Raw genomic sequence first — 26,200 nt, forward strand, 5'->3', positions numbered from 1 at the left:
GGGGGGTGCGTATCGACTCCTCCTCCACAGCCGCCGCGATCCTGCCCCTGGTGGGCGGCCCGGCGAACGTCACGTCCGTCGCCCACTGCATGACCCGGCTGCGGCTGGGCCTCGCCGATCCGTCCCGCGCGGACGAGGACGCGTTGCGGGCGCTGCCCGGGGTGCTCGGGGTCGTCGTGGACGACGGCTCGTACCAGGTGGTCCTCGGGCCGGGCGTGGTGACACGGGTGACGGCCGACTTCGAGCAGCTGCTCGCCCGGCCGTCCGCCGCCGACGAACTGGGCGCGCGGGGGGCCGAGTTGCGGGAGGAGCGGCGCAGGGGCAACGCGACTCCGTTCAAGGCCGGTCTGCGCCGGCTGGCCGCCGTGTTCGTCCCGCTGATCCCCGCCCTCATCGGCTGCGGGATCCTCGCCGGGATCAACGGTCTGCTGCTCAACACCGGGTGGCTGCCCGGCCTCACCCCCGCCCTGGCCGCCGTCGCCTCCGCCTTCATGGCGCTGATCGCCGTCTTCGTCGGCCACAACACGGCGAAGGAGTTCGGCGGCACCCCGATCCTGGGCGGTGCGATCGCGGCGATCGTCGTCTACCCGGGGGTCGCGAAGGTGACGGCGTTCGGGGTGACCCTCGCCCCCGGCCAGGGCGGGGTCCTCGGCGCGCTGGCGGCCGCGCTCCTCGCGACCCGCGTCGAGAAGTGGTGCCGTGGCCGGGTCCCGGAGGCGCTGGACGTGCTCCTCACCCCTGCCCTGACGGTCCTCGTCGCCGGGCTCGGCACGCTGTACGGCCTGATGTACGCGGCCGGCCTGGTGTCCTCGGCCATCGGCACGGGGGCGAACTGGCTGCTGGCGACGACGGGCGCCTTCGCGGGTCTGGTGCTCGGCGGCCTCTTCCTGCCGCTGGTGATGCTCGGCCTGCACCAGGCCCTCATCCCCATCCACACCACCCTCATCGACCAGCAGGGCTACACGGTTCTGCTGCCCGTCCTGGCCATGGCGGGCGCGGGCCAGGTCGGCGCGGCGGTGGCGGTGTACGTCCGGCTGCGCCACGACACCTCCATCCGGACGACGATCAGGTCGGCGCTCCCGGCCGGGCTGCTGGGCGTCGGGGAGCCCCTGATCTACGGGGTGTCGCTGCCGCTGGGCCGTCCCTTCCTCACCGCCTGCGCGGGCGGGGCGGCCGGCGGCGCCTTCGTCGGCTTCTTCGCGATGCTCGGCGACAAGGTGGGAGCGACGGCGATCGGCCCGTCCGGCTGGGCCCTGTTCCCCCTGCTGGCGGGCAACCGGGGACTGGGCCCGACGGCGGCGGTCTACGCCGGCGGGCTGCTGACGGGGTACGCGGTCGGCTTCGCGGCGACCTACGCCTTCGGCGTCACCGACCGCGTGCTGTCCGGCGCTACTTCCCGCGGGATCCGGAGCGGGAGCGCAAGCCCTGGTGGCCCGACACCTGACCGATCCAGCTGACGAAGTCGCCGGGGTCCAGGTCGGCGCCGTGGCCGGCGTCCCAGTAGTAGGCCGTGTCGACGTCGTCGCCGAGTGCGGTCAGGCGGGTCGCGAGGTTGGCGGCCACCGACAGCGAGGTGTCGCTGTCCTTCGTGCCGAGGCGTATCCACCAGTGCTTCGCGCGGTGCGGGTTCACCTTGTCGACGAGGTGGTACATCGGGTTCATCAGGTGCAGCTTGGCGGGGAGGTCGGCGTCCAGGCGGGCGCTGTCACCGGCCTCGTGGCGGAGGCTGTAGAGCGTGAAGTGGCGGGCCTTGGTGGTGCCGGTGCCGAAGAGGTTGCACTCGGGCGTGGACAGGTCGAAGCCGTCGAAGGAGGGGGCGTTCTTCTTGCGGGCGCCGACGTGGGTGAGGAAGTCCGCCCAGGTGAAGGTGGCCTTGCCCGCGGACCAGGTGATGAAGGGGTTCGCGGCGAGGTAGGTGTCGCGGGCGGTGTCCGTCAGGGCCGCCAGGTACTCGGTGGCCGAGGGCTGGACGAACGTCTCCAGCAGATAGGTGTCCAGGTTGCGGGCGGTGAGAGCGCCGTAGCCCTTGGCGCGCAGCTTCAGGGACGCGAGGTAGTCCGTGAACTGTGCCTTCAGGTCGGCGGAGATCGTCGCGTCGACCGTCGCGCCGGAGGCGAGCGGGTTGGCTCCCCAGCACCACTCGTAGGCGGCGTCGGCGTGCTCCAGGTCGGTGATGGGGCACCAGTCGCCGCTGGCGAAGATGGCGTCGGAGGTGTCGGCCGCTCCGACCTCCGCCAGGTAGGAGTCGTACAGCGGGCTGTCGCCGGAGGCACCGAGCAGCGCGGAGAGCGCGCCGCCGGCGCTGACACCGGAGGAGACGATCCGCTCGACGTCGCCGGGGACGCGGCCCTTGTTGAACTTCAGGTAGCGCACCGCCGCCTTGAGGTCCACGATCGCGGCGGGCGCGGTGCCGTAGTACGTGCCGTTCGCGTCGACGAGGCTGCGGCCTCGGGCGCCGGGCTCCACGACGACGTACCCGGCGGCCAGCGCCAGCGCCTGCCTGCTGGTACCGCCGCCCATGCCGGACGCGCTGATCCCGGTGGCGTTCGCGACGGAGGACGGCATGTATCCGCCGACGGCGTTGGCGAAGAGGATGGGTGCGTCGGAGGCGTCCACGGCGGCGCCGTCGATGGACACGGGGACGCTGACGTTCAGGGACTGGTAGACCGCGTTCACCGGCTTGGCCACGTAACTGGCGACCTTGAAGAAGCGGTAGGTCACGCTGTGCGCGGTGCCGGTGGTGTCCTTGATGCTGATGGTCTGCTCGGTGTAGGCGGTGGGGTCGAAGACCAGGGAGGTGTCGGCCGCCGCCCCGGAGCCCGCGGAAGCCCTGCCCTGCCCGGCCGCGGCGGCCTCCGGGGCGTACCCGAGGGCAGGCACGGCCCCTGCCGCGGTGAGTCCCATGACCACAGTCCTGCGCTTCACTCGCTTCACATCCATCTCGTCCGTAGGCAGCTCTTGCCGTCGCCTCTTGCTACCACCCGCACCCTCGAATCGTCACCGAAATTGTCAACAATCACAGCTTCGCTGCGCAGATTGGCCGAGAGCCGTCACCCGCCGCGCCCGCCCTACCCTGGAGCCATGAACCACGCCCAGCTCACCGCGCTCGGCCGTGCCCTCCGACTCCTCGGCGAGCACGGCGAAGCGCTCACCGGCGACACCCCGGACACCCGGCTGCACGAGGTCAAGGCCGATCTGCGGCGTGCCCTGGACCTGCTGGACGACAGCGTCGTCGGCGCCACGCCCACCACCCGCTGCGCCGAGCACCCGCACGGCCCGGTCGACGAGGCTGCCCCCGACCTGTGCCTGCTCTGCGAGACCCGCCGCCGGGCGGCCCGCCGGGCCGAGTTCAACGGCCCCGCCCCGCAGGCGCCTTACAGCGCTCCCACCCCCTCCACCTCCCGATACGGCACCCGCGCCGACCGCCCGCAGCCCCAGCAGCGCTGGCTGGCAGAGCTGTGGACCGGCCAGGAGTGGCAGCTCTGCGGGACGCCGCGCAGGGACCGCCGCGAGGCCGAGCTCTACATCGCCGCCCTGCGCCGCGGATCCCGGCCAGCGATGGCCTACCGGCTGGTGCACGAGTTCACCGACTACGAGGTGCTGCGCATCTGGGGCACCCCGGTGAAGGTCGACATCGAGCCCCTCGGCAACCTCTAGGACCGCCACCGCCGTACGGCTCTCAGTCCCTGTCGCGTACACCCCCGTCCAGCAACGGCAGCGGCGGGAAGCCGTGCCCCTCCCACAGCCGACGGGAGGTCTCCTCCGGGTACGGGCGCACCTGCGGCTCCGCGCCCAGCACCTGCACCAGCCGCCGCTCCGGGTCGTAGGCCGGCCAGCCCGGGTCTCCCGTCCGTGCGAAGGATGTCCACGACCGCTGGAATTCCGCCGTCAGGGCCCGAGCCTCGTCCGTGACCTCCGCCCCCGCGAACAGCAGGTTCCCGAGGTCCGCCGTGTAGGTGCCGAACAGCAGCGGGATGTCCAGGCCGTGGCACGCGCCCAGGGCGCCGCCGGCTCCCGGGGCCGGCCAGGTCAGCTCGTAGACATGGGCCCGGCCACCGCCCGCCACCTGCGCCTCGGCCAGCTGCAGGGAGGGTATGTGGAACAGCCAGTCCGACTGCACCCGCTCGTACAGCTCGCCCGCGTCCGCTTCCGGGAAGGCCGATCGGTAGGCCTGTTCGCCCTCCGCTCCCCCGCCCGGGGCGAACAGCCGCAGCACGGCGGTCGCCTGTTCCTCGGTCACCTTGCCCAGCAGGCCGCCCAGGACGAGGAACAGCCGGAACTCCTGCGCGTTGTGTCCGACGATCAGCTCGACGTCCCGAGCGGCGCCCGCCGCCAGCGCCTGCCAGGGAGTCGTCGGCAGGATCTCGCCGTCGACCACGGGAGAGAACGGGGTGACCGTGGGCGCGACCTGTCCCCACCGGTCCACCCGCTGTGCCATCTTCGCGCCCAGCGCCGCACCGGCCTCGGTCAGCGTGCGCGGATCCACCGTGCCCAGGTCTGCGGCCGTCGGACGCAGGCCGGCCTCCGCGGCGATCGCGCTCGCGAGGTCGCGGGCCAGTTCGTCGGAGAAGTAGGTGCCGGGCACGCTCTGCGCGATGGCCCGCCCGAACAGGCCCCGGGCGCCCGGCATGGCCAGCAGCGAGGCCACCGAACCGGCGCCCGCCGACTCGCCGAAGACGGTCACCCGGCCGGGGTCGCCGCCGAACGCCGTGATGTTGTCCCGCACCCACTCCAGCGCGGCGACCTGGTCCAGCAGCCCCCGGTTGGCGGGCGCGCCCTCGATCCGCGCGAACCCCTCTATGCCGACCCGGTAGTTGAAGGTGACGATGACCAGGTCACCGGCGCGGGCGAGGTGCTGCGCGTCGTAACCGGGGCTGCCGGAGTGACCGAGCTTGTAGGCGCCGCCGTAGATCCACACCATCACCGGCCGGGCGGCCGACGGGTCCGGTTCGATGTCCGGGGTCCAGACGTTGACCGTCAGCCAGTCGTCGCCGGTCGGGGCGCCCGGGATCCCGGCCCGGCCCTGGATGCCCGCCTCCTGCGGGGGCGGCGGGCCGAAGGCGTACGCGTCCCGCGTCCCGTCCCACGGGTGGGGCGGGCGCGGGGCCTGGAAGCGGGCCTCGCCGACCGGCGGCGCGGCGAAGGGGATACCGCGGAAGACCGTCAGGTCCTCCTCGCGGAGACCTCGTACGACGCCGGCCGTGGTACGGGCGACGAGCCGGTCGGTGGCGTCGGGTGTCGTCATTGATCACTCCTGAAATGGCGGCTGCTCGTGGAACGGACGGTGATCGGCGAAAGTGCCGAAGGCGGCTGTCACCCCTCGTGTGGGTGACAGCCGCCTCCGGCACGTCGGTTGGCGCTCACGCCTTGGCCGGGGCGGCCTCCTCGGCGCCTTCCGTGCCTGCCGCGTCGTCCACCACCGAGAGCCCGGCCGGGGCCTTGCGCTTCGGGATGAAGGTGGCGAAGAGGAAGGCGGCCAGGGCCGCGCCGGCTCCGATGGCCATGACGACCTTGAAGCCGTTCTCCGAGGGAAGGGCGTAGCCGCCGAAGTCGGTGGTCATCTGAGCGAGGATCACGCCGGCGATGGCGCTGGCGAAGCTGGTGCCCAGGGACCGCATCAGGGTGTTGAGGCTGTTGGCCGCGCCCGTCTGGGAGGGGTCGACGGCGCCCATGATCAGGGCCGGGAGCGCGCCGTAGGTGAAGCCGATACCGGCGCCGATGATGCAGGACACCAGGATCAGGTGCCAGACCTCGGACATGAGCAGGATGTTCAGGCCGTAGCCGGAGGCGACGATCAGCGCGCCGATCATCAGGGTGACCTTGGGGCCCTTGGCCTTGGTGATCTTGGCGGACACGGCGGACATGACCATCATGACCAGGCCCTGCGGGGCCAGCACCAGACCGACGGTCAGCATCGACCTGCCCAGGCCGTAGCCGGTCTGCTCGGGCAGCTGGAGCAGCTGGGGCAGGACCAGGGACATCGCGAACATCGAGAAGCCGAGGGCGATCGAGGCGAGGTTGGTGAAGAGCACCTGCGGCTTCGCGGTGGTGCGCAGGTCGACCAGCGGCTGCTTCGCCTTGAGCTCCCACCAGCCCCAGGCGGCCAGGATCAGGACGGCGGCGGCACCCAGGCCCAGCGTCGTACCGGAGGTCCAGCCCCAGTCGGCGCCCTTGGACACGGCCAGCAGCAGCGAGACCAGACCGGCCGACAGACCGAGCGAGCCGACGAGGTCGAAGCGGCCGCCGACACGGAGCTGCGATTCCGGGACGAACAGCAGCACGAGCAGGAAGGAGACGACACCGAGGGCGGCGGAGGTCCAGAAGAGGATGTGCCAGTCCCAGTTGTCCGCGATGAACGCGGCGGTGGGCAGACCGAGCGCGCCGCCGACGCCGAGGGAGGCGCTCATCACCGCCGTCGAACCGGCGAGCTTCTCGGCGGACACCGTGTCCCGCAGGATGCTGATGCCCAGCGGCACCACGGCGGCCGACAGACCCTGGAGCGCACGGCCGACGATCATCGGGACGAGCGAGTCAGCGAGGGCGCAGACCACCGAGCCGGACACCAGCAGCACGATGCTGGTGAGCAGCATCCGCCGCTTGCCGACCATGTCACCGAGCCGCCCCACGACCGGGGTGGCGACGGCGGCGGCGAGCAGCGTGGCGGTGACCGCCCAGGCGGTGTCGGAGGCGGGCGCGTCCAGCAGCTTGGGCAGCTCGGGGACGATCGGGATGACCAGCGTCTGCATCAGCGAGACGACGATCCCGGCCAGGGCCAGCACCGCCACCACGGCGTTCGACCTCGGTGGGGCGGATGTTCCCGCCGCAGCGGGTCGGGCAAGGGCGTCGGACATGACAGGGCCTCCGTCGGATGCACGAGGGATGTGAACTGCTTGACTCAAGCAAGCTTATGCAGATTGATTGAGTTAAGCAAGCTAAATTTCCCGTGCCCGCGCCCCCGAGGGAGAAAGCGAAGGTCGGACGAGGGTCGGACGAGGGTCGGAACGGAGGTCAGGCGCAGGTCACGCACGGAGGTCGGACGGAGAGACTCCCCGGGGCCTCAGCCGTGGCGCGCGATGATCTCCCGCGTCCGCTCCTCGTCCAGCTCGTAGACCGTCTCGTGGGCACGCGGATCCCGTGCGTGCAGGGTGTGGAACATCGGTCCCGTCGCCCCGCCCAGCTCCACCAGGGATGCGGACGCCCCACGCACCGCCCGTTCGGTGCCGGGCGCGGTGGTCAGGTCGATGCGGTTGACGACACCGGGCGTCACCCACACCGGCACGCCGGCCAGCAGCCCGAAGAGCTGGAGATGGAAGTGCCCGGTGAGCAGCACGCGGACGTCACTCCCCCGGACAACCTCCGCCAGCCCCTCGGGGTCGCGCAGCCCGAAGACCCGCTGGGTAGCCGAGATGCCGAGGCCGATCGGAGGGTGATGGAAGGCGACGACGGTGCCGTGCTCGGCCGGCGTGCTCAAGACGTCCCGCAGCCAGTCCAGCTGGCCTGCGCCGAGCCGGCCGTACACCTCCCCCGGAACCAGTGAGTCGAGGGTGACGAGCCGCCAACCGCCCACCGTGCTGACGGCGGCCCGCTCGGCGCCGGGGAAGTCGAGGGCGGCATCCGGGTGGCCGCTGCCCAGCACCTTCGCGAAGGCGGTCCGCTCGTCGTGGTTGCCGGTGGTGTAGAAGACGGGGGCGCCGAGGGAGCGCGCGAAGCCGCCGATCAGCTCCCGCACGGTCGTGTACGCCTCCACCGAGCCGTCGTCGGCGAGGTCGCCGGTGACGACGACCGCCTCCACGTCCCGCAGGTGGCGGAGTTCGCCGAGCAGGAGCCGGAGGGAGTCGGCGGCGTCGACCCGACGGCCGTCGGGCCCGTCGACGCGGCCGATATGGGTGTCCGAGAGATGAAGGATTCTCATCTCCCGGACCATACCCGCGAGTTGACGCTCAGCGAGGTGTCGCTCAGCTGAGGGTGCGCAGCGCGGCGGCGTCGTACGGCTTCAGTTCGTCGAGACGCCCGTCGAGCACCTTGGCCGCCCACTCCGGGTCCTGGAGCAGCGCACGCCCGACGGCCACCATGTCGAACTCGTCGCGCTCCAGCCGGTCGAGGAGGTCGTCGATGCCCTTGACCGGGGAGCCCTCGCCCGCGAAGGCCCTGATGAAGTCGCCGTCGAGTCCGACCGAGCCGACCGTGATGGTGGGCCTGCCGGTGAGCTTCTTCGTCCAGCCCGCGAGGTTGAGGTCCGAGCCGTCGAACTCCGGGAGCCAGTAGCGGCGGGTGGAGGCGTGGAAAGCGTCGACACCGGCGGCGGCGAGCGGGGCGAGGATGGCCTCCAGCTCCTCCGGCGTCTCGGCGAGTCGCGCGTCGTACGCCTCCTGCTTCCACTGCGAGTAGCGGAAGATGATCGGGAACTCGGCCGAGACGGTCTCGCGCACGGCGGCCACGACCTCGGCGGCGAACTTCGCACGGGCCACGGCGTCACCGCCGTAGGCGTCGGTGCGGCGGTTGGTGCCGGCCCACAGGAACTGGTCCACGAGGTATCCGTGGGCGCCGTGGATCTCGACGCCGTCGAAGCCGATGCGCTCGGCGGCGGCCGCGGCCTCGGCGAACGCGCCGATGACGTCGTCCAGGTCGCGCTGGGTCATCGCCTTGCCGGTGCCCTCGGTACCGTCGACCCGGATGCCGGAGGGGCCGACGGCGGGCGCGTCCGCGAACGGCGGCTCACCCTGGTTGCGCACCATCCCGATGTGCCACAGCTGCGGCACGATCGTCCCGCCGCCCGCGTGCACGGCCTCCGCGACCTTCGCCCAGCCCGCGAGCTGCTCCGCACCGTGGAACCGCGGCACCCGGTCGCTCTGCCCCGCCGACTCGTGCCCGACGTACGTCCCCTCGGTGACGATGAGGCCCACACCGGCGGCGGCCCGACGGCCGTAGTACGACACGACGTCCTCGCCGGGAACGCCGTCCGGGGAGAACATGCGCGTCATCGGCGCCATGGCGATGCGGTTCGGGACGGTGAGTCCGTTGATGGACACCGGGCGGGCGAGAATCTCGGCGGCGCGCGTGGCGGCGGGCGGGGTGATGCTCACGTGGGGGGCTCCTCGGGACGATGGACCAGTGGGTATGTGCACATGCATTGAGTGCCTCTCCCACTGAAACCCCTCGGCCCTCCGCGCCATTCCGAGCCCCGGGAGTCAGCCCCTGTGATCCCGGCCACGCGCCCGGGCCGCACATCCCGGCCACACGTCCCGGCCGCGAGAATGACGCCATGCCGAAGCCCCCGCCGCTCCCCTCCCTGCTCTCCTCCCCCGAGCTGGAACGGTCCTCCGTGGTCGCCAACAACACCATGAACCGCGAGCGCGGCCTCACCGGCGTGAACAGCTACGCCCGCGAACTGGGCGTCGACCTCCTGGCCCACCTGGCGCACCGCCCCGCACCCTCCTGGCTGGACCTGTGCAGCGGCGAGGGCCGCGCCCTGCGCGAGGCGGCGTCCGCCCTGCCGGCCGAGGCGGTCCTCACCGCCGTCGACCTGGTGGGCCCGCTCGTTCCGCGGCCCGCCCCGCCCGCCCTGGAGGAGACAGTCGCCTCCGTCTCCTCCTGGACCCCGGCCCGGACCTACGACCTGATCACCTGCGTCCACGGCCTGCACTACGTCGGCGACCAGCTCGGCCTGCTCACCCGCGCGGCGTCCTGGCTGACCGAGGACGGTCTGCTGGCCGCCCACTTCGACCCGGAGTCGGTGCGCCACGCCGACGGCTCGACCGCCGCGAGACCGGCGGTCTCAGCCCTGCGCGCGGCGGGCTACGACTACAGCCCCCGCCACCACCGCCTCACCCTCCGGGGGCCCCGAGCCGTCCGCCTCCCGTTCCGCTACCTGGGCGCCGACCCGGCCGCCGGCCCCAACTACACGGGCCAGCCCGCCATCGCCTCCTACTACACCGCCTCCTGACCGACGGCCGGCTCCCGGGAGTTGGGCGTGGCGGTTCAGCATGCGCACCCTCTCTCGCAGCACCTCGGCAGGCGCCACCTCTTCCGCGTCCTCTCGAGCACCCCGCGAACGCCCGAGGGCGGCACCCCCCGTTTCCGGGAAGTGCCGCCCTCGGTCCGAAGGACAGGCGATCGACCAGAGGTCGATCAGAAGTCCATGTCACCGCCCGGCATGCCGCCGCCGGCGGGCGCGGCGGCCTTCTCCGGCTTGTCGGCGATGACGGCCTCGGTGGTGAGGAACAGCGCGGCGATGGAGGCGGCGTTCTGCAGGGCAGAGCGCGTGACCTTCGCCGGGTCGATGATGCCTTCGGCGATCATGTCGACGTAGTCACCCGTCGCGGCGTTCAGGCCGTGACCGATGGGCAGGTTGCGGACCTTCTCGACGACGACGCCACCCTCGAGACCACCGTTGACGGCGATCTGCTTCAGCGGGGCCTCGAGCGCGATGCGCACGGCGTTGGCGCCGGTCGCCTCGTCACCCTCGAGGTCCAGCTTCTCGAAGACGGAGGACGCCTGGATGAGGGCCACGCCACCACCGGCGACGATGCCCTCCTCGACGGCGGCCTTCGCGTTGCGGACGGCGTCCTCGATGCGGTGCTTGCGCTCCTTGAGCTCCACCTCGGTGGCGGCACCGGCCTTGATGACCGCGACACCGCCGGCGAGCTTCGCCAGGCGCTCCTGCAGCTTCTCGCGGTCGTAGTCCGAGTCGCTGTTCTCGATCTCGGCGCGGATCTGGTTGACCCGACCGGCGACCTGGTCCGAGGAGCCGGCACCGTCGACGATGGTGGTCTCGTCCTTGGTGATGACGACCTTGCGGGCCTTGCCGAGCAGGTCGATGGTCGTGTTCTCGAGCTTGAGACCGACCTCCTCGGAGATGACCTCGCCACCGGTGAGGATGGCGATGTCGTTCAGCATCGCCTTGCGGCGGTCGCCGAAGCCCGGGGCCTTGACCGCGACGGACTTGAAGGTCCCGCGGATCTTGTTGACGACCAGCGTCGACAGGGCCTCGCCCTCGACGTCCTCGGCGATGATCAGCAGCGGCTTGCCGCCCTGCATGACCTTCTCGAGGAGCGGGAGCAGGTCCTTGACGTTCGCGATCTTGGAGTTCGCGATCAGGATGTACGGGTCGTCGAGGACGGCCTCCATACGCTCCATGTCGGTGGCGAAGTACGCCGAGATGTAGCCCTTGTCGAAGCGCATACCCTCGGTGAGCTCCAGCTCCAGACCGAAGGTCTGGGACTCCTCGACGGTGATGACGCCTTCCTTGCCGACCTTGTCCATCGCCTCGGCGATGAGCTCGCCGATCTGGGTGTCGGCGGCGGAGATGGAGGCCGTGGAAGCGATCTGCTCCTTGGTCTCGACATCCTTGGCCTGCTCGAGCAGGGCACCGGAGACGGCCTCGACGGCCTTCTCGATACCGCGCTTGAGGGCCATCGGGTTGGCGCCGGCGGCTACGTTGCGCAGGCCTTCCTTGACCAGGGCCTGGGCGAGGACGGTCGCGGTGGTCGTACCGTCACCGGCGACGTCGTCCGTCTTCTTGGCGACTTCCTTGACCAGCTCGGCGCCGATCTTCTCGTACGGGTCCTCGAGCTCGATCTCCTTGGCGATGGAAACACCATCGTTGGTGATCGTGGGTGCGCCCCACTTCTTCTCGAGGACGACGTTGCGGCCCTTGGGGCCGAGCGTCACCTTCACGGCGTCCGCGAGCTGGTTCATGCCGCGCTCGAGGCCGCGCCGTGCCTCCTCGTCGAACGCGATGATCTTGGCCATGTGAAGTGGTCCTCCCGGACTGGGGTGGATTGCTCCGGACCGCGCTGGCGCCCGCGACGGACGGCTCGCCGGCCTCGTGGTTCCTTGCCCCACCTGGCCTGCGGGCCTCACCGACCCGGTCCTCGTTGTCACTCTCACCTTCAGAGTGCTAACGCCAATGATTAGCACTCGACCCATGAGAGTGCAAGCGCCTCCACCGGACCCGTGCCCTTCCGGACACCCCTCGCGGACGGCTCGCCGACGCCTCGCGGACGCCCCCGGACAGACCGAAGGGCTCGCCCCCCGTGGAGGTGCGAGCCCTTCGTCAGTTGTACAGAAGAACGACGCTTTCAGTCGGCGCGTGCTTCAGCCGGTCGCGAGCCGGACCATGTCCGCCTGCGGCCCCTTCTGACCCTGCGAGATCTCGAAATCGACCCGCTGACCCTCTTCCAGGGTGCGGTAGCCGTCCATCTGAATCGCGCTGTAGTGGACGAAAACATCCGCACCACCGTCGACCGCGATGAAGCCGTACCCCTTCTCCGCGTTGAACCATTTGACGGTGCCCTGAGCCATGCCTAACTCCCCTATTACTGGCCCTTGCACGGATCCACACTTCGCGGATCCGGGTCAGACCTCACCCCCCGGTTGGCTTGGGGGCGTGCGCCGGAACGCGTCGACCGCGGCTGAATGTATCTGTCCAACTGCCGTCTGCAACAGGTCAGTCGGACGAGAATTCCGGACGCATGGGATCCGGAATGTGGCGAGAATTCGCCTGAATTAAGGGCAAGTCGGGCCCTACATAAGCCACAAAAGCCACGAAAGAGGCGCACACATTGGCTGCTTCTTGTCGGGCGCGAGGCAGAAATCAAAGGCTCCGGATCCGGTGATCCGGACCGGGTTCCCCAACTGTACCGCGCTCAACCACACTGAATTGCCCCCTCCGCTTCTATCGCGGAGAGGGCAATTCGATGAACACTCGGTAATCGCTGTTACCGACGGTTACTACCGATGGGTACTGAACTACGGTCAGCCACCTGCGACGGCCGGGATGATCGAGACGCCGGCGCCGTCCGGGGTCGCCGTCTCCAGCCCCTGCTCGAAGCGGACGTCGTCGTCGTTCACGTACACGTTGACGAACCGACGCAGCTTGCCCTGGTCGTCCAGGACCCGGGCGGCGATGCCGGTGTGGTTCTTCTCCAGGTCGGCGATGACCTCACCGAGGGTCGCCCCCTCGGCCTTCACCTCGGCCTGGCCGCCGGTGTAGGTGCGCAGGATGGTGGGGATGCGGACGTTGACGCTCATGTCTGGTGGTCTCCGGTCGGGTAGTCGGCCTCAGGGACGCGGGGCTGTCTGGATCGTGCGACTGCCGCCGCGTGGGCGCGGCCGGCCCACGCCGGCCCGCAGCACACATACGGTCTTACAGCGGAGCGCCCCGCTCATGACGCGAGGCCGGCCTCGCGGAAGGAGTCGAGGTTGGGACGGATGGTCGCGGTCAGCCCGGTGCCGGCCACCGCGTCCAGGGTCTTCAGTCCGTCGCCCGTGTTGAGGACGACGGTCGTCCTGGTCGGGTCGAGAAGGCCGTTCTCGATCAGCTTGCGCGTCACGCCCACCGTCACACCACCGGCGGTCTCCGCGAAGATGCCCTCGGTGCGCGCCAGCAGCTTGATCGCGTCGACGACCTGCTCGTCGTTCACGTCCTCCACCGCGCCGCCGGTGCGCCGCGCGATGTCGAGGACGTACGGACCGTCCGCGGGGTTGCCGATGGCCAGCGACTTGGCGATGGTGTTCGGCTTCTGGGGGCGGACCACGTCGTGCCCGGCCTTGTAGGCCACGGACACCGGGGAGCAGCCCTCGGCCTGCGCGCCGAAGATCTTGTACGGCTTGTCCTCGACCAGCCCGAGCTTGATCAGCTCCTGGAGGCCCTTGTCGATCTTCGTGAGCTGGGAGCCGGAGGCGATCGGCACGACCAGCTGGTCCGGCAGCCGCCAGCCGAGCTGCTCACAGATCTCGTACGCCAGCGTCTTGGAACCCTCGGCGTAGTACGGCCGCAGGTTGACGTTGACGAAGCCCCAGCCCTCGCCCGCCGAGTCGCCGATGAGCTCGGAGCAGAAGCGGTTGACGTCGTCGTAGTTGCCCTCGATGCCGACGAGCTCGCCGCCGTAGATCGCGGCCATGACGACCTTGCCCTGCTCCAGGTCGTGCGGGATGAACACGCAGGACCGGAAGCCCGCCCGGGCGGCGGCGGCGCCGACGGCACCGGCCAGGTTGCCCGTGGAGGAGCAGGAGAGAGTGGTGAAGCCGAACGCGCGGGCGGCCTCGATGGCCTGGGCGACGACGCGGTCCTTGAAGGAGTGCGTCGGGTTGCCGGAGTCGTCCTTGACGAAGAGCTTGCCGGCGTCGACACCCAGTTCACGGGCGAGGTTGTCGGCCTGGACGAGCTTGGTCCAACCGGGGTTGATGTTGGGCTTGTCGGCCACGTCCGCGGGGACGGGCAGCAGCGGCGCGTAGCGCCAGATGTTCGCGGGCCCCGCCTCGATGCGCTTGCGGAGCTCCTCCGTGTCGTAGGAGGAGAAGTCGTAGGCGATCTCGAGCGGGCCGAAACACTCCTCGCAGGCGAAGACCGGGCCGAGGGGCACGCGGTGGCCGCACTCGCGGCAGGTCAACGCCGCGGCCGGACCGAGGTCGACAGCAGAGGACGTCGTAGAGTCGGTGGTGCTTGCAACAGTCTGCGCAGCCATGTGAGGCGAGGCCCTTTCTCCTCATCTTCCTCACGACGCATCTCGCCGTGAGACGGATTTGGCACCTTCCCGAGCCGGGAGCCTCGCGAAGCGATCACCACGTGGATCAGTGATCGTTACGAGACCGGCTGGAGGGTTGCCGGGGCTTCATCGGGCCGTATCCCTCTGCCCCTCTGGATGAGCGGTATGAAGTTGTGAACGGGGGGCGACCTCGGACATGCGATGGTCATCCGCGTTGTTCAAGACTGTAACCGAAGGCCAGGACAGTTGAGATAGTCGTCCGAACCGCGAGATGGATCACACGGTCACCTCCTGTGCACCCGGTGTGATCACGACAGTGAGGAGCCGCAGACTGTGCTTCGAGAAACTGAGCGCTGGCTGGCCACCCGCTCCTGGTCCGTGACCGATCGTCCGCTCCACCGGATCCTGGCCGCCAAGCGCGCCACGAACCAGTCGGTGTCCGTCGTCCTGCCCGCGCTGAACGAGGAGGAGACGGTCGGTGACATCGTCGCGGTCATCCGTCACGACCTCATGCACCAGGTCCCGCTCGTCGACGAGATCGTCGTCGTCGACTCGGGATCGACCGACCGTACGTCCGAGGTGGCCGCGGCGGCCGGCGCGCGGGTCGTCCACCGGGACGACATCCTGCCGCGGATACCGGCCGTGCCCGGCAAGGGCGAGGTCCTGTGGCGCTCCCTGCTGGTCACCACCGGGGACATCGTCTGTTTCATCGACGCCGATCTGAGGGAGTTCTCCTCGGACTTCGTCTCGGGGATCGTCGGCCCGCTGCTCACCGACCCCGGGGTGGATCTGGTCAAGGGCATGTACGACCGCCCGCTGGGCGGCGCGGCCGGCCAGGGCGGCAGGGTCACCGAGCTGATGGCCCGCCCGCTGCTCAACATGCACTGGCCGCAGCTGGCCGGGTTCGTGCAGCCGCTCGGCGGCGAGTACGCGGCCCGCCGCGGTCTGCTGGAGCAGCTGCCCTTCCCCGTCGGCTACGGCGTGGAGCTGGGCATGCTGGTGGACGCCCTGCACCTGGTGGGCCTGGACGCCCTCGCCCAGGTCGACATCGGCGTGCGCAAGCACCGTCACCAGGACGGGCAGGCGTTGGGCCGGATGGCGGCGGCCATCTACCGCACCGCCCAGCTCCGGCTGGCCCGCGGGCACCTGATCCGCCCGTCCCTGACCCAGTTCGAACGGAGCGCGGACGGCTTCGAGCCGCGCACGTACTCCGTGGACACCGAGGAACGGCCGCCGATGGCGGAGATCGCGGAGTACGCGACCCGCAAGGTCGCGTAACGCGTCGGACGGGCCGTATACGGCGATAGCGCCGATAACGGCGATATACGGCCAGATACGGCCCGTCCACACAGCGCGACCGTACGTTTGAGCGTTTCCCGACCGGGCTAGGTTGAGGCGTATGGCTTCCACGCACGACACTGCCGCCCCGGCCGCCGAGGTGCTGGTCGCGTCCAACCGCGGCCCGGTCTCCTACGAAGTACGCGAGGACGGCTCGCTGCACGCGAAACGCGGCGGCGGCGGGCTGGTCTCCGGTCTGTCGGCCATCGGACCCGAGGCGGGCGCCCTCTGGGTGTGCTCGGCACTCTCCGACGGCGACCGGGAGGCGGTCCGGCGCGGCGTCGGCGAGGAGGGCGTGCGCATGCTGGCCGTTCCGGCCGACGTGCACGCCGACGCGTACAACGGCATCGCCAACTCCGTGCTGTGGTTCGTCCACCACCTGCTCTACCAGACGCCGCTGGAGCCCGCCTTCGACGCGGAGTTCCGCCGCCAGTGGGCGTCGTACGAGGCCTACAACCGGGCGTTCGCGGAGGCGCTGGCCGAGGAGGCGGCGGACGGGGCGGCGGTCCTCGTGCAGGACTACCACCTGTGTCTGGTGCCGGGGATGCTGCGTGAGCTGCGCCCGGACCTGCGCATCGGCCACTTCTCGCACACGCCGTGGGCGCCGGTGGACTACTTCGCGCTGCTGCCGGGGGACATCCGCGAGCAGCTGCTGCACGGCATGCTCGGCGCGGACCGCCTGGGCTTCCTCACCCGGCGCTGGGCGGACGCGTTCACCGCGTGCTGTACGGAGTTCGCCGGCGGTCCCGGCAAGACGCAGATCGGCGTGCACGGTCTCGGCGCCGACGCCGACTTCCTGCGCGAGCGCTCGCACCGGCCGGACGTCGACGAGCGCTTGGCGGCGCTGCGCGCGGAGATCGGCGAGGGCCGCAAGGCGATCGTCCGCGTCGACCGCACCGAGTTGTCCAAGAACATCGTGCGCGGGCTCCTGGCCTACCGACAGCTGCTCGACGACCACCCGGAGTGGCGCGAACGGGTCGTCCACGTGGCCTTCGCCTACCCCTCCCGCCAGGACCTCGCCGTCTACCGCGACTACATGGCCGAGGTGCAGCGCCTGTCCGAGAAGATCAACGACGCCTACGGCACGCCCGGCTGGACCCCGGTCCTGCTCAACCTCAAGGACGACTTCGCCCGCTCCCTCGCGGCCTACCGGCTGGCCGACGTGGCCCTGGTGAACCCGATCCGCGACGGCATGAACCTGGTCGCCAAGGAGGTCCCGGTCGTCTCCGACGAGGGCTGCGCGCTGGTCCTGTCCCGGGAGGCGGGGGCCTACTGGGAGCTGCGCGAGGACGCGATCACGGTGAACCCGTACGACGTCCTGGAGACCGCCCGCGCCCTGCACGAGGGGCTGACCATGAAGCCGGAGGAGCGGGCCGCGCGCACGAAGCGGCTGTCCGCGGCGGCGACCGCGCTTCCCCCGGCCCAGTGGTTCCTGGACCAGCTGAACGCCCTGCGGGAGATTCAGCCGAGCTGAGCGGCCAGTTCCCGCAGCAGCCGTACGACGCCGGCGGGCCCGTCGACGACGAGGTCCGCGCGCTCCGCCAGTTCACCGACCTCGGTGCTGCCGCTGCACACCAGCAGCCCGGGTACGCCGTCCGTGCGGAGCTTCTCCACGGCGGCGAAGGCGGGCAGGTCGCCGAGGTCGTCACCGGCGTAGAGGACGGACCGCGCGCCGGTCTCGCGGACGTGCTCCAGCAGGGCGACGCCCTTGTCCATGCCCGGCGGGCGCAGCTCGAGGACCATCCGGCCGGGTTCCACGATCAGGCCGTGCCGGGCGGCGAGGTCGGTGAGCGGGGCCCGCAGCGCTTCGAAGGCGGCCCGGGGGTCGTCGGCGCGGCGGGTGTGCACGGCGACGGCCCGGCCGCCCTTCTCCTCGACCGAGACACCCGGCCGGTCCCCGGCGGCGGCCAGGACCCGCGGGAGTTCCGCGCGGACGGCGGCCACTCCGGGGTGCGGGGCCGGGGCGCTGAGGGCGCCGGTGCGGGCGTCCCAGCGTTCGGCGCCGTAGTGGCCGAGGACGGAGAGGTGTTCCAGTCCTTCGGCCCCGGCGAAACCGCCGTGCCGTACGGCGACCTCGGCGGGCCGCCCGGTGATGACGGCCACGGCGGCGACCTTCGGCGCGAGGGCGGTGAGCGCGGGTACGGCGTCGGGGTGCGCCCGGGCGTCCTCCGGGTTCTCGACGATCGGGGCGAGGGTGCCGTCGAAGTCGAGCGCGACGAGCGTGGTGGCGGGCCGGCCGACGATCGCGTCGAGCGCGGCGCGGCCCGCCGGGGTGACCGGAACGGGGAGGGGAAGGGGTTCGGGTTCCGAGGAATGCGTCTCGTGGGTGCCCATACGCCGACGATAACCAACGCACGCCCGCGGCCAGGACGCGCCTGACCGTTCCCGCCGGGCGCGCATGGTCAGACACGCCCTAGCGCTCCCCCCGCCTCGCCTCCCGCACCCTGCGCAGTCTGTTCACCGTGACCGGGTCGTGGGCCAGGGCGCGCGGGTCGTCCAGGAGGGCGTTGAGGAGTTGGTAGTAGCGGACCGGGGACAGGTCCAGTTCCTCGCGTATCGCCCGTTCCTTCGCGCCGGGGCCGGAGAACCCGCGCCGCTCCAGGGCGAGGATGCCCCGCTCCCCCGCCCCCAGCTCGTCGTCCGCTTCCGCTCGCCGCTCCATGTCCGCACGGTAACGCCAGGCACCGACAGCGGCCCAGCGCCGGGCGGCTCGTCAGCCGGTGCCGGCGTCCAGCGTCGTGGCCGTGGTCTGGAGTTCGCCCAGTACGCCGGCCGGGTCGCCGTTCGCGGTCACGGCCTGGCCGATCCGCTGCTTGATCTCCGCGCTGACCTTCGCCCAGGAGGTCCGTCCGACGGGGTAGGTCTCGGAGAGCGGGAGCTCGTCGAGGAACGGCTTGAGGTCGGCGTCCTCCTTGGCCGCGCCCATGACCTGGGAGGCCGAGTTGGTGACCGGCAGCAGGTCGTACTCGCGGGAGAAGTCCAGCACGTTCTTCTCGCTGTAGACGTAGTCGAGGAAGTCGCCGACCTGCTCGGCGTGTCCGTTCTGTTTGAAGGCGGTCATCCAGTCGGCGACGCCCATGGAGACCTTGGTCGGCCCGGCGACGCCGGGCATCGGCACCATGCCGAACTTCACGCCCTTGCTCGCGGCCGCCTTCATCAGCGAGGGGTGCCCGTTGAGCATGCCCACGTCGCCGGCGGCGAACGCGGCGAACGCGGCGGCCCGGTTCAGCTTGTCCGGCGCGACCGGCCCGGTGAGGCCCTTGCCGACCAGGTCGTCCTTCAGCCAGTCGAAGGTCTCGACGTTCTCGGTGGAGTCGATGCTGTAGGCGCTGACGGTCTGGGTGTAGCCGCCCCCGCCGCTGAGCAGCCACTGAAGGGTCTCGGCCTGCGCCTCCTCGGACCCGAGGGGCAGCGCGTACGGGAACTTCACGCCCTCGTCCTTGAGCGCCTTCGCATCCTCGGCGAGCTCGGCCCAGGTGGTCGGCGGGGTCAGGCCGGCCTCGGCGAAGAGGGTCTTGTTGTAGAACAGCAGCCGCGTGGAGGAGGCGAACGGCATGCCGTACCGCACCCCGCGCACCTCGCCCGCGTTGGCGAGCTGGGAGACGAAGTCGGCCTCGACGGGGATGGAGAGCACATCGCTCACCTTGTAGAGCCGGTCGGCGGCCGCGTAGTCGGCGTAGGCGCCGATCTGGGCCATGTCGGGGGCCTTGCCCGCGTCGACCATCGCCTTGACCTTGGCGTCCACGTCGTTCCAGGAGTAGACGGTCACGTCGACGGTGACGCCGGGGTGGTCCTTCTCGTAACCCTCGACGAGCTTGTCCCAGTACTTCTCGGAACTGTTGGCGCTGCTGTCGCCGTAGTCGGCGGCGACGAGTCTCAGCGTGACGTCGTCGGAGTCTCCGGACAGTCCGCAGCCGGTGAGGACCGCGGCCATGCCGAGGGCCGACACCCCCGCGACCGCTCCCGTGATCGTTCCTGACTTCCGTGCCCGCCGCTGCACCGTGACGCTCCCAACTGATTGCTCATACCAATGGACCGCTATGCGGATTAAGGTCTACACCACCCATGTGGACTAGACCTCTTCCGGCCTCCGAGGCGGCACGGTACCCCCACAACCCGCGAGTGGACTAGACCTCTCGCGGGTCCTCGGTCCACACTGTCCCCGTGAGACATGTCATCGCCCTGGACGTGGGCGGCACCGGGATGAAGGCCGCCCTGGTCGGCGCGGACGGCGCACTGCTGCACCGGGCCCGCCGGCCCACCGGCCGTGAGCGCGGACCCGACGCGGTCGTCGCCGGCATCCTCGACTTCGCCGCCGAGCTGCGCGAACACGGCGCCCGGCAGTTCGGCGAGCCCGCGGCCGCGGCGGGCGTGGCCGTGCCCGGCATCGTCGACGAGGCGAACGGCGTCGCCGCCTACGCGGCCAACCTGGGCTGGCGGGACGTACCCCTGCGCGCACTGCTCGCCGACCGACTCGGCGCCCCCGTCGCCCTCGGGCACGACGTGCGCACCGGCGGCCTCGCCGAGGGCCGGATCGGTGCCGGCCGGGGCGCGGACCGGTTCCTGTTCGTGGCGCTGGGCACCGGCATCGCGGGCGCGATCGGCGTCGACGGCCGGGTGGAGGCGGGCGCCCACGGCTTCGCGGGCGAGATCGGCCACATCGTCGTACGGCCCGGCGGAACCCCGTGTCCGTGCGGGCAGCACGGCTGTCTGGAGCGCTTCGCGTCGGCGGCGGCGGTCAGCGAGGCATGGGCGGCGGCCTGCGGGGACCCGGAGGCGGACGCCGCGGACTGCGCGAAGGCCGTCGTGTCCGGCGACCCGAACGCCGTCCGGGTCTGGCAGACCGCCGTGGACGCGCTCGCCGACGGCCTGGTCACCGCCCTCACCCTGCTGGACCCCCGCACGCTCGTCATCGGTGGCGGCCTCGCCGAGGCGGGGGAAACCTTGTTCACGCCCCTACGGGACGCGGTCCGCCGACGGGTGACCTTCCAGAAGCTTCCGGAGATCGTCCCGGCGGCCCTGGGCGACACCGCCGGCTGCCTGGGCGCGGGCCTCCTGGCCTGGGATCTCCTCAACACAACCGACGGCATGGAGGTAACACCCTGATGGCCACCCCCCTAGGGGCGCGGGGAACTGCGCAACGACCCACGACGCGCCCGCAGGTACTCACCGGCGCCAGGGTGGTACTGCCGACGGGCACGGTTCCCGACGGCCGCGTCACGATCGACGGCACGAAGATCGCGGCCGGAGCCCCGCACGGGGACGTCATCGACGTGACGGGCCACTGGCTGGTCCCCGGCTTCATCGACCTGCACAACCACGGCGGCGGCGGAGCCTCCTTCTCCGGCACGGCCGAGGACGTTCTGAAGGCCATCCACACCCACCGGCTGCACGGCACCACCACCCTCGTCGCGTCCACCGTCACCGACGACATGGACATCCTGGTCCGTCAGGCCGGCCTGCTGAGCGAGCTGGCCGAGCAGGGCGACCTGGCCGGCATCCACTTCGAGGGCCCCTTCATCTCGCCGTGCCGCAAGGGCGCGCACTCCGAGGCGCTGCTGCGCGACCCCGACCCGGCGGAGGTGCGCAAGCTGATCGACGCGGCGCGCGGCCGGGCGAGCATGGTCACCCTCGCGACGGAACTCCCGGGCGGCCTGGACTCCGTACGACTGCTCGCCGAGCACGGTGTGATCGCCGCCGTCGGGCACACGGACGCGACGTACGAGCAGACGGTTCAGGCCATCGAGGCCGGAGCCACCGTGGCCACCCACCTCTTCAACGCGATGCCGCCGCTCGGCCACCGCAGCCCCGGCCCGATCGCCGCGCTCCTGGAGGACGAGCGGGTGACGGTCGAGCTCATCAACGACGGCACGCACCTGCACCCGGCCGCCTTGGAGCTGGCGTTCCGTCACGCGGGCCCGGGCCGGGTGGCGTTCATCACGGACGCGATGGACGCGGCCGGCATCGGCGACGGCCGCTACCTGCTCGGCCCGCTGGAGGTCGAGGTCAGCGACGGCGTGGCCCGGCTGGTGGAGGGCGGCTCGATCGCGGGCTCCACCCTCACCCAGGACCGCGCCTTCCAGCGGGCGGTGACGATCGACCGGCTGCCGGTCGAGGACGTCGTCGCCGCGCTGTCCGCCAACCCGGCCCGGCTGCTGGGCATCGAGGACAGGGTGGGCTCACTGGAGGCCGGCAAGGACGCCGACCTGGTCCTGCTGGACGAGAACTTCGAGGTCAAGGGCGTGATGCGCAAGGGGGATTGGGTGGTGGATCCCCAACTGGCCTGAAACGTCCCCCCGCACAGGAACGGTGGCCGACCCGCGCACTGGGCCGGTCGCCGTCTCTTTGGCATGATCAGGCCTCCGGAAGCCGGAAGAGTTCCGGAACCGTTCATGTACGCATGCCAGCCGGGGGAGGCCGCCAGGTGATCCTCACCGTCACCCTGAACACCGCTCTCGACCTCACCTATCGTGTGCCGGCGCTGCGGCCGCACACCTCGCACCGGGTGACCGACGTGCGGGAACGGCCCGGCGGCAAGGGGCTGAACGTCGCCCGGGTGCTGGCCGCCCTCGGCCACGAGGTGACGGTGACCGGTTTCGTGGGCGGCCCCACCGGCCGGGTCGTACAGGAACGACTCACCGCCGTGACCGGGATCGTGGACGCCCTCGTCCCGGTCGCCGGGACCACCCGCCGCACGGTCGCGGTCGTCGACGCCCGCACCGGCGACACGACCCAGCTGAACGAACCCGGCCCGGTGATCGCGCCGGCCGAGTGGTCCGCCTTCCAGGAGGCGTACGAGGGGCTGCTCGCCGGCGCCGACGCGGTGGCCCTGTGCGGCAGTCTGCCGCCGGGCGTGCCGGTGGGCGCGTACGCGGTCCTGGTGCGGCGGGCACGGGCCGCGGGTGTCCCCGTACTGCTGGACACGAGCGGGGAGCCGTTGCGCCGCGGGGTCGCCGCCCGCCCGGACATCGTCAAGCCGAACGCCACCGAACTGGCCGAACTCACCGGTTCGCACGAGCCGTTGCAGGCGACCCGGGACGCGCGAAGGCGCGGCGCGCACGCCGTCGTGGCCTCGCTGGGTGTCGAAGGGTTCCTCGCGGTCACCCCGGAGGGCCGCTGGCGCGCCGCCCCGCCACGCCGCGTCCACGGCAATCCGACCGGCGCGGGCGACTCGGCGGTCGCGGGCCTGCTGTCCGGCCTGGTGGAACGCCTCCCCTGGCCGGACCGCCTGTCCCGCGCGGTGGCCCTGTCGGCGGCGACCGTGGCGGCCCCGGCGGCGGGCGAGTTCGACCGCGCCGCCTACGAGGAGCTGCTCGGCCGGATCACGGTGGCCGCGGAGATCACCGCGGCCTGAACCGACGGATCAGTCCTGAACCCGAGGTGTCAGTTCTTGACCTGACCGGGCTTCACCCACAACTGGTCCAGCAGGACGTTGCACTTGTCGCCGTCCTGGCAGGAGAGGGTGAGCGTGTTGGTGCCCTTGGTGAGCGTGGGATACGTGTAGCTCGTCGTCCAGCCCTTGACGAAGTCGCCGGCGGGCCCCTTCGCGTAGTTCTTGAGGGGGAACTTGCTGCCGAAGGTCTTGCCGTTGACCGTGAGCGTCATCGCCTGGTCTTCACCCGGCACGCTGTAGTGCGCGAACAGCGTGTACGTGCCGTCCGACGGGATGCCGTTGACCGTCCAGGTGACCGAGTTGCCGACCTGGTTGAGGTTTCCGACATAGACCCCGCCGGCCGCCTGCGCGCCCTCGACGTCCGAGGCCAGAGCGGCGCTGCCGCCGAGGTTCAGCGCCTTCGCGTCCACCGGCGGGATCTCGGCCTTGTTCTCGTCGTCGCCGGCCGACTCGCTGGGCGAGGGGCTCGCGGAGGGGGAGGCCGAGGTGGTGGGCTGGTCGCTCGCCTTGTTGTCGTCGGAGCCGTCGTCGCCGTTCGCCATGGCCACCGCGATGCCGATCACGACCGCGGCGACCACCGCGACCGCGCCGATCAACAGGCCCTTGGTGTTGGGACCGCGGCCGCGGCCGCCGCCGTTCTGCGCGGGCTGGCGACCGGTGGAGGGGCCGCCGCCGAAGTTCTCGGGCGCGGCGTAGTGCGCGTTCGGCTGGCCGTACGCGCCCTGCTGCTGAGGCATCGTCGGCTGCTGCCCGTACTGCGCGGTCTGCTGCTGTCCGTACTGGCGCTCGCCGACCGCGCGCACTCTGCTGACCGAGTTGGGGTAGCCGTAGCCACCACCGGAGGGCGGCTGCGCGCCGTTGGCCTGGCCGTCGGCGTAGAGGTAGCCGAACGGGTCGTCGTCCTCGGGCGTACTCGCGCCGTTGTTGCCGGACGTCATCCCTTGGTACTCCTCAGCAAGTGCGGGTCGGATGCGATGGTGCGGTCAGACTGGCGAGCCTACCCGCTCCGGATGGCCCAAACAGGTGACTCTGATCGCATCAGCTCGCTGACCTGGTGATCATCCCGCACGCCGGTGCTGTTTGGGACGAGATCGTTTCTCGACGTACATGCGTTCGTCGGCGGACTTCAGCACTTCGTCCGCGGTCATCCCGCAATGTGCCCAGCCGATACCGAAGCTCGCGCCCACCCGCACGGCCCGGCCCTCGGCGCGGATCGGCTGGATGATCTCGTTGCGCAGCCGTACGGCCAGGTCGGCCGCGTCGGCGCGGCCGAGGCCGTCGGCGAGGATCACGAACTCGTCGCCGCCGAGCCGGGCGACCGTGTCGCCGTCGCGGACCTGGCGGGAGAGCCGGCGGGCGACCTCGATGAGGACCGCGTCGCCGGCGTTGTGGCCGAACCGGTCGTTGATCGACTTGAAGCCGTCGAGGTCGCAGAAGAGGACCGCGAGCCCCTTGGTGCCGTCGTCGCGCCCCTCCTCGGGGGCGGCGGTGTGCACATGGTGGTCGTAGCCGTCGAAGGACTCGGCCCCGCCGGGCCGGTAGTCGAAGCCGTGCCCGTTGGCGTCGAAGGCGGCGTGGCCGTACGCCGTGTCCATGGCGTCGACGGCGGCGGGGTGGGTGGACTGGGGGCGCTGACAGAGCCGGGCGGAGAGCCGCGAGCGCAGTTCGGCGGAGTTCGGCAGTCCGGTGAGGGAGTCGTGCGAGGCGCGGTGGGCGAGCTGGAGCTCACGGCGCTTGCGGTCCTCTATGTCCTCGACGTGGGTGAGGAGGAAGCGGGGCCCGTCGGCGGCGTCGGCGACCACGGAGTTGCGGAGGCTGACCCAGACGTAGGTGCCGTCCCGGCGGCCGAGGCGGAGTTCGGCGCGCCCGCCCTCGGCGGAGGTGCGGAGCAGGGTGCCTATGTCCTCGGGGTGGACGAGGTCGGAGAAGGAGTAGCGGCGCATCGCGGAGGCGGGGCGGCCCAGCAGGCGGCACAGGGCGTCGTTGGTCCGGAGTATCCGACCGTGCTGGTCGCCGCCCATCTCGGCTATCGCCATGCCGGAGGGGGCGTACTCGAAGGCCTGCCGGAAGCTTTCCTCACTGGCGCGCAGGGCCTGCTGCTCGCGTTCGAGCCGTACCAGTGCCCGCTGCATATTCGCACGTAGACGCGCGTTGCTAATGGCGATGGCGGCCTGGAAGGCGTACATCTGGAGGGCTTCGCGCCCCCACGCGCCGGGCCGGCGTCCGTTGCGCGGCCGGTCCACGGACAGGACGCCTATCAGCTCACCGCAGGTGCCTCCGCTGCCGGGGGCGGCGGGCATGTACATGGGGGCGAAGAGGCGGTCCGAGGGGTGCCACTCGTCCTCGAAGCGGGGCGCGGGCCCGTCGGTGTACCACTGGGGCACGTCGTCGTCGTCGAGGACCCAGCCCTCGGTGTGGGGTATGAAGATCAGGTCGCCCCAGGTCTCCCCCATCGCGAGGCGCCGGTCCCAGGATTCGCGCGAGCCGACCCGGCCGGTGATCAGGGCCTCGGCGGCCGGGTTGCCGGCGAAGGCGGCGACCACGAGATCGCCGTCGGGACGCACGAGGTTGACGCACGCCAGCTCGTACCCGAGTGCCGTGACCACGCCGTCGGCGACGGTCTGCAAGGTGTCGGCCAGGCTCCGGGCCGTGTTCATGTCGGCCATGACCTGGTGCAGCTGTCGCAGGGACGCAAGGCGGACGTAAGGCTCCGACTCGGTCTCCATGTGTTTCGCCCTCCCCCCGAGACTTCGCAGCGAATCAAGGGTTGTTCTCGGCGTAACGTCGTTTCTGGTGCTGTGCTGTCGGTGTGTGTCTCCTTGTGACGCCTCCGCCACTGAATCACAGCGCGCTGCCCACTCGGTACACAGGGTCAACAATTAATGCTTCTTGTGACTCAAGTCACAGGTGAAGGTGAACATTTGAGTGGAGTTTCCGCGTTTTCCTGTGTGTTTCCTGAACACGGACAGGCACGAACATG

22 protein-coding genes and 1 riboswitch are annotated in these 26,200 nt (G+C 71.1%); of the genes, 8 read left to right on the plus strand and 14 right to left on the minus strand.

Going from position 1 to position 26,200, the window contains the following annotated elements:
* Positions 1–5 precede the first annotated feature (5 nt).
* Positions 6–1,457 carry a PTS transporter subunit EIIC gene (locus OG736_RS20355; RefSeq protein ID WP_327183724.1) on the plus strand — a complete coding sequence of 484 codons (1,452 nt, stop codon included), beginning with the start codon at positions 6–8 and terminating at the stop codon, positions 1,455–1,457.
* Here OG736_RS20355 and OG736_RS20360 read toward each other — a convergent pair.
* On the minus strand, positions 1,390–2,904 hold the full coding sequence (locus OG736_RS20360; protein ID WP_327183725.1) for a subtype B tannase: 1,515 nt from the start codon (positions 2,902–2,904) through the stop codon (positions 1,390–1,392). The two genes, OG736_RS20355 and OG736_RS20360, sit on opposite strands and share 68 nt — an antisense overlap.
* Before the next feature lie 177 nt (positions 2,905–3,081).
* Between OG736_RS20360 and OG736_RS20365 the strand changes: the two genes are divergently transcribed.
* The gene (locus OG736_RS20365; protein ID WP_314223723.1) at positions 3,082–3,657 is read left to right on the plus strand and encodes a hypothetical protein; all 576 of its coding nucleotides are present in this window, start codon (positions 3,082–3,084) and stop codon (positions 3,655–3,657) included.
* A 22-nt stretch (positions 3,658–3,679) separates the two neighbouring features.
* Here the strand turns inward: OG736_RS20365 and OG736_RS20370 are convergent, their stop codons facing one another.
* From OG736_RS20370 to OG736_RS20385, 4 genes are all read right to left on the minus strand, one after another.
* Positions 3,680–5,245, minus strand: a complete 1,566-nt coding sequence (locus OG736_RS20370) for a carboxylesterase/lipase family protein (protein ID WP_327183726.1) — start codon at positions 5,243–5,245, stop codon at positions 3,680–3,682.
* A gap of 115 nt (positions 5,246–5,360) precedes the next feature.
* A complete protein-coding gene (locus OG736_RS20375; protein WP_327183727.1) occupies positions 5,361–6,851 on the minus strand; it encodes an MFS transporter in 1,491 nt (496 codons plus the stop codon).
* 206 nt (positions 6,852–7,057) lie between these two features.
* On the minus strand, positions 7,058–7,912 hold the full coding sequence (locus OG736_RS20380) for a metallophosphoesterase (RefSeq protein WP_327183728.1): 855 nt from the start codon (positions 7,910–7,912) through the stop codon (positions 7,058–7,060).
* A 43-nt stretch (positions 7,913–7,955) separates the two neighbouring features.
* Positions 7,956–9,083, minus strand: coding sequence for an NADH:flavin oxidoreductase (locus OG736_RS20385; RefSeq protein ID WP_327183729.1), 1,128 nt, complete (start codon positions 9,081–9,083; stop codon positions 7,956–7,958).
* Between the two features lie 179 nt (positions 9,084–9,262).
* On the opposite strand from OG736_RS20385, the gene OG736_RS20390 reads away from it, so the two are divergent.
* Positions 9,263–9,943, plus strand: coding sequence for a class I SAM-dependent methyltransferase (locus OG736_RS20390; protein WP_327183730.1), 681 nt, complete (start codon positions 9,263–9,265; stop codon positions 9,941–9,943).
* A gap of 185 nt (positions 9,944–10,128) precedes the next feature.
* Here OG736_RS20390 and groL read toward each other — a convergent pair whose 3' ends face one another.
* The 4 genes from groL to thrC all read right to left on the minus strand — a co-directional run bounded on the left by groL (position 10,129) and on the right by thrC (position 14,468).
* Positions 10,129–11,751 (minus strand): chaperonin GroEL, encoded by a 1,623-nt coding sequence (gene groL, locus OG736_RS20395; RefSeq protein ID WP_020130284.1) that lies wholly within the window; start codon positions 11,749–11,751, stop codon positions 10,129–10,131.
* 345 nt (positions 11,752–12,096) lie between these two features.
* Positions 12,097–12,303 carry a cold-shock protein gene (locus OG736_RS20400; RefSeq protein WP_007493268.1) on the minus strand — a complete coding sequence of 69 codons (207 nt, stop codon included), beginning with the start codon at positions 12,301–12,303 and terminating at the stop codon, positions 12,097–12,099.
* A 453-nt stretch (positions 12,304–12,756) separates the two neighbouring features.
* Positions 12,757–13,032, minus strand: coding sequence for a ubiquitin-like small modifier protein 1 (locus tag OG736_RS20405; RefSeq protein WP_171397997.1), 276 nt, complete (start codon positions 13,030–13,032; stop codon positions 12,757–12,759).
* Between the two features lie 134 nt (positions 13,033–13,166).
* Positions 13,167–14,468: a threonine synthase gene (gene thrC, locus OG736_RS20410; protein ID WP_327183731.1), complete on the minus strand. Its 1,302-nt coding sequence runs from the start codon at positions 14,466–14,468 to the stop codon at positions 13,167–13,169.
* 18 nt (positions 14,469–14,486) lie between these two features.
* A riboswitch (SAM riboswitch) is annotated at positions 14,487–14,652 on the minus strand.
* A gap of 170 nt (positions 14,653–14,822) precedes the next feature.
* Here thrC and OG736_RS20415 point away from each other — a divergent pair.
* Together OG736_RS20415 and OG736_RS20420 are read left to right on the plus strand one after the other, a co-directional pair.
* Positions 14,823–15,767: a glucosyl-3-phosphoglycerate synthase gene (locus tag OG736_RS20415; RefSeq protein ID WP_327183732.1), complete on the plus strand. Its 945-nt coding sequence runs from the start codon at positions 14,823–14,825 to the stop codon at positions 15,765–15,767.
* 121 nt (positions 15,768–15,888) lie between these two features.
* The gene (locus OG736_RS20420) at positions 15,889–17,301 is read left to right on the plus strand and encodes an alpha,alpha-trehalose-phosphate synthase (UDP-forming) (protein ID WP_327183733.1); all 1,413 of its coding nucleotides are present in this window, start codon (positions 15,889–15,891) and stop codon (positions 17,299–17,301) included.
* Here OG736_RS20420 and otsB read toward each other — a convergent pair.
* The 3 genes from otsB to OG736_RS20435 form a co-directional block, all read right to left on the minus strand.
* Positions 17,289–18,161 carry a trehalose-phosphatase gene (otsB, locus tag OG736_RS20425; protein ID WP_327183734.1) on the minus strand — a complete coding sequence of 291 codons (873 nt, stop codon included), beginning with the start codon at positions 18,159–18,161 and terminating at the stop codon, positions 17,289–17,291. The genes OG736_RS20420 and otsB overlap by 13 nt on opposite strands.
* A gap of 79 nt (positions 18,162–18,240) precedes the next feature.
* On the minus strand, positions 18,241–18,489 hold the full coding sequence (locus tag OG736_RS20430; RefSeq protein ID WP_327183735.1) for a DUF3263 domain-containing protein: 249 nt from the start codon (positions 18,487–18,489) through the stop codon (positions 18,241–18,243).
* Between the two features lie 51 nt (positions 18,490–18,540).
* Positions 18,541–19,827 (minus strand): ABC transporter substrate-binding protein, encoded by a 1,287-nt coding sequence (locus OG736_RS20435; RefSeq protein WP_442817056.1) that lies wholly within the window; start codon positions 19,825–19,827, stop codon positions 18,541–18,543.
* A 164-nt stretch (positions 19,828–19,991) separates the two neighbouring features.
* Here OG736_RS20435 and OG736_RS20440 point away from each other — a divergent pair, with 164 nt between their 5' ends.
* From OG736_RS20440 to OG736_RS20450, 3 genes are all read left to right on the plus strand, one after another.
* On the plus strand, positions 19,992–20,933 hold the full coding sequence (locus OG736_RS20440) for an ROK family protein (protein ID WP_327183736.1): 942 nt from the start codon (positions 19,992–19,994) through the stop codon (positions 20,931–20,933).
* Complete coding sequence (gene nagA / locus OG736_RS20445) at positions 20,933–22,114, plus strand: N-acetylglucosamine-6-phosphate deacetylase (protein WP_327183737.1); 1,182 nt, start codon at positions 20,933–20,935, stop codon at positions 22,112–22,114. Before OG736_RS20440 ends, nagA begins: the two co-directional genes overlap by 1 nt.
* Positions 22,115–22,251: 137 nt before the next feature.
* On the plus strand, positions 22,252–23,181 hold the full coding sequence (locus OG736_RS20450) for a 1-phosphofructokinase family hexose kinase (protein ID WP_327187663.1): 930 nt from the start codon (positions 22,252–22,254) through the stop codon (positions 23,179–23,181).
* 29 nt (positions 23,182–23,210) lie between these two features.
* Here OG736_RS20450 and OG736_RS20455 read toward each other — a convergent pair whose 3' ends face one another.
* Both OG736_RS20455 and cdgB read right to left on the minus strand, forming a co-directional pair.
* Positions 23,211–24,158: a carbohydrate-binding protein gene (locus OG736_RS20455; protein ID WP_327183738.1), complete on the minus strand. Its 948-nt coding sequence runs from the start codon at positions 24,156–24,158 to the stop codon at positions 23,211–23,213.
* Between the two features lie 120 nt (positions 24,159–24,278).
* Positions 24,279–25,946: a diguanylate cyclase CdgB gene (gene cdgB, locus OG736_RS20460; protein ID WP_327183739.1), complete on the minus strand. Its 1,668-nt coding sequence runs from the start codon at positions 25,944–25,946 to the stop codon at positions 24,279–24,281.
* Between the last annotated feature and the right edge of the window lie 254 nt (positions 25,947–26,200).

It is taken from the genome of Streptomyces sp. NBC_01334 (assembly GCF_035983595.1).
Classification (GTDB): domain Bacteria; phylum Actinomycetota; class Actinomycetes; order Streptomycetales; family Streptomycetaceae; genus Streptomyces; species Streptomyces coriariae.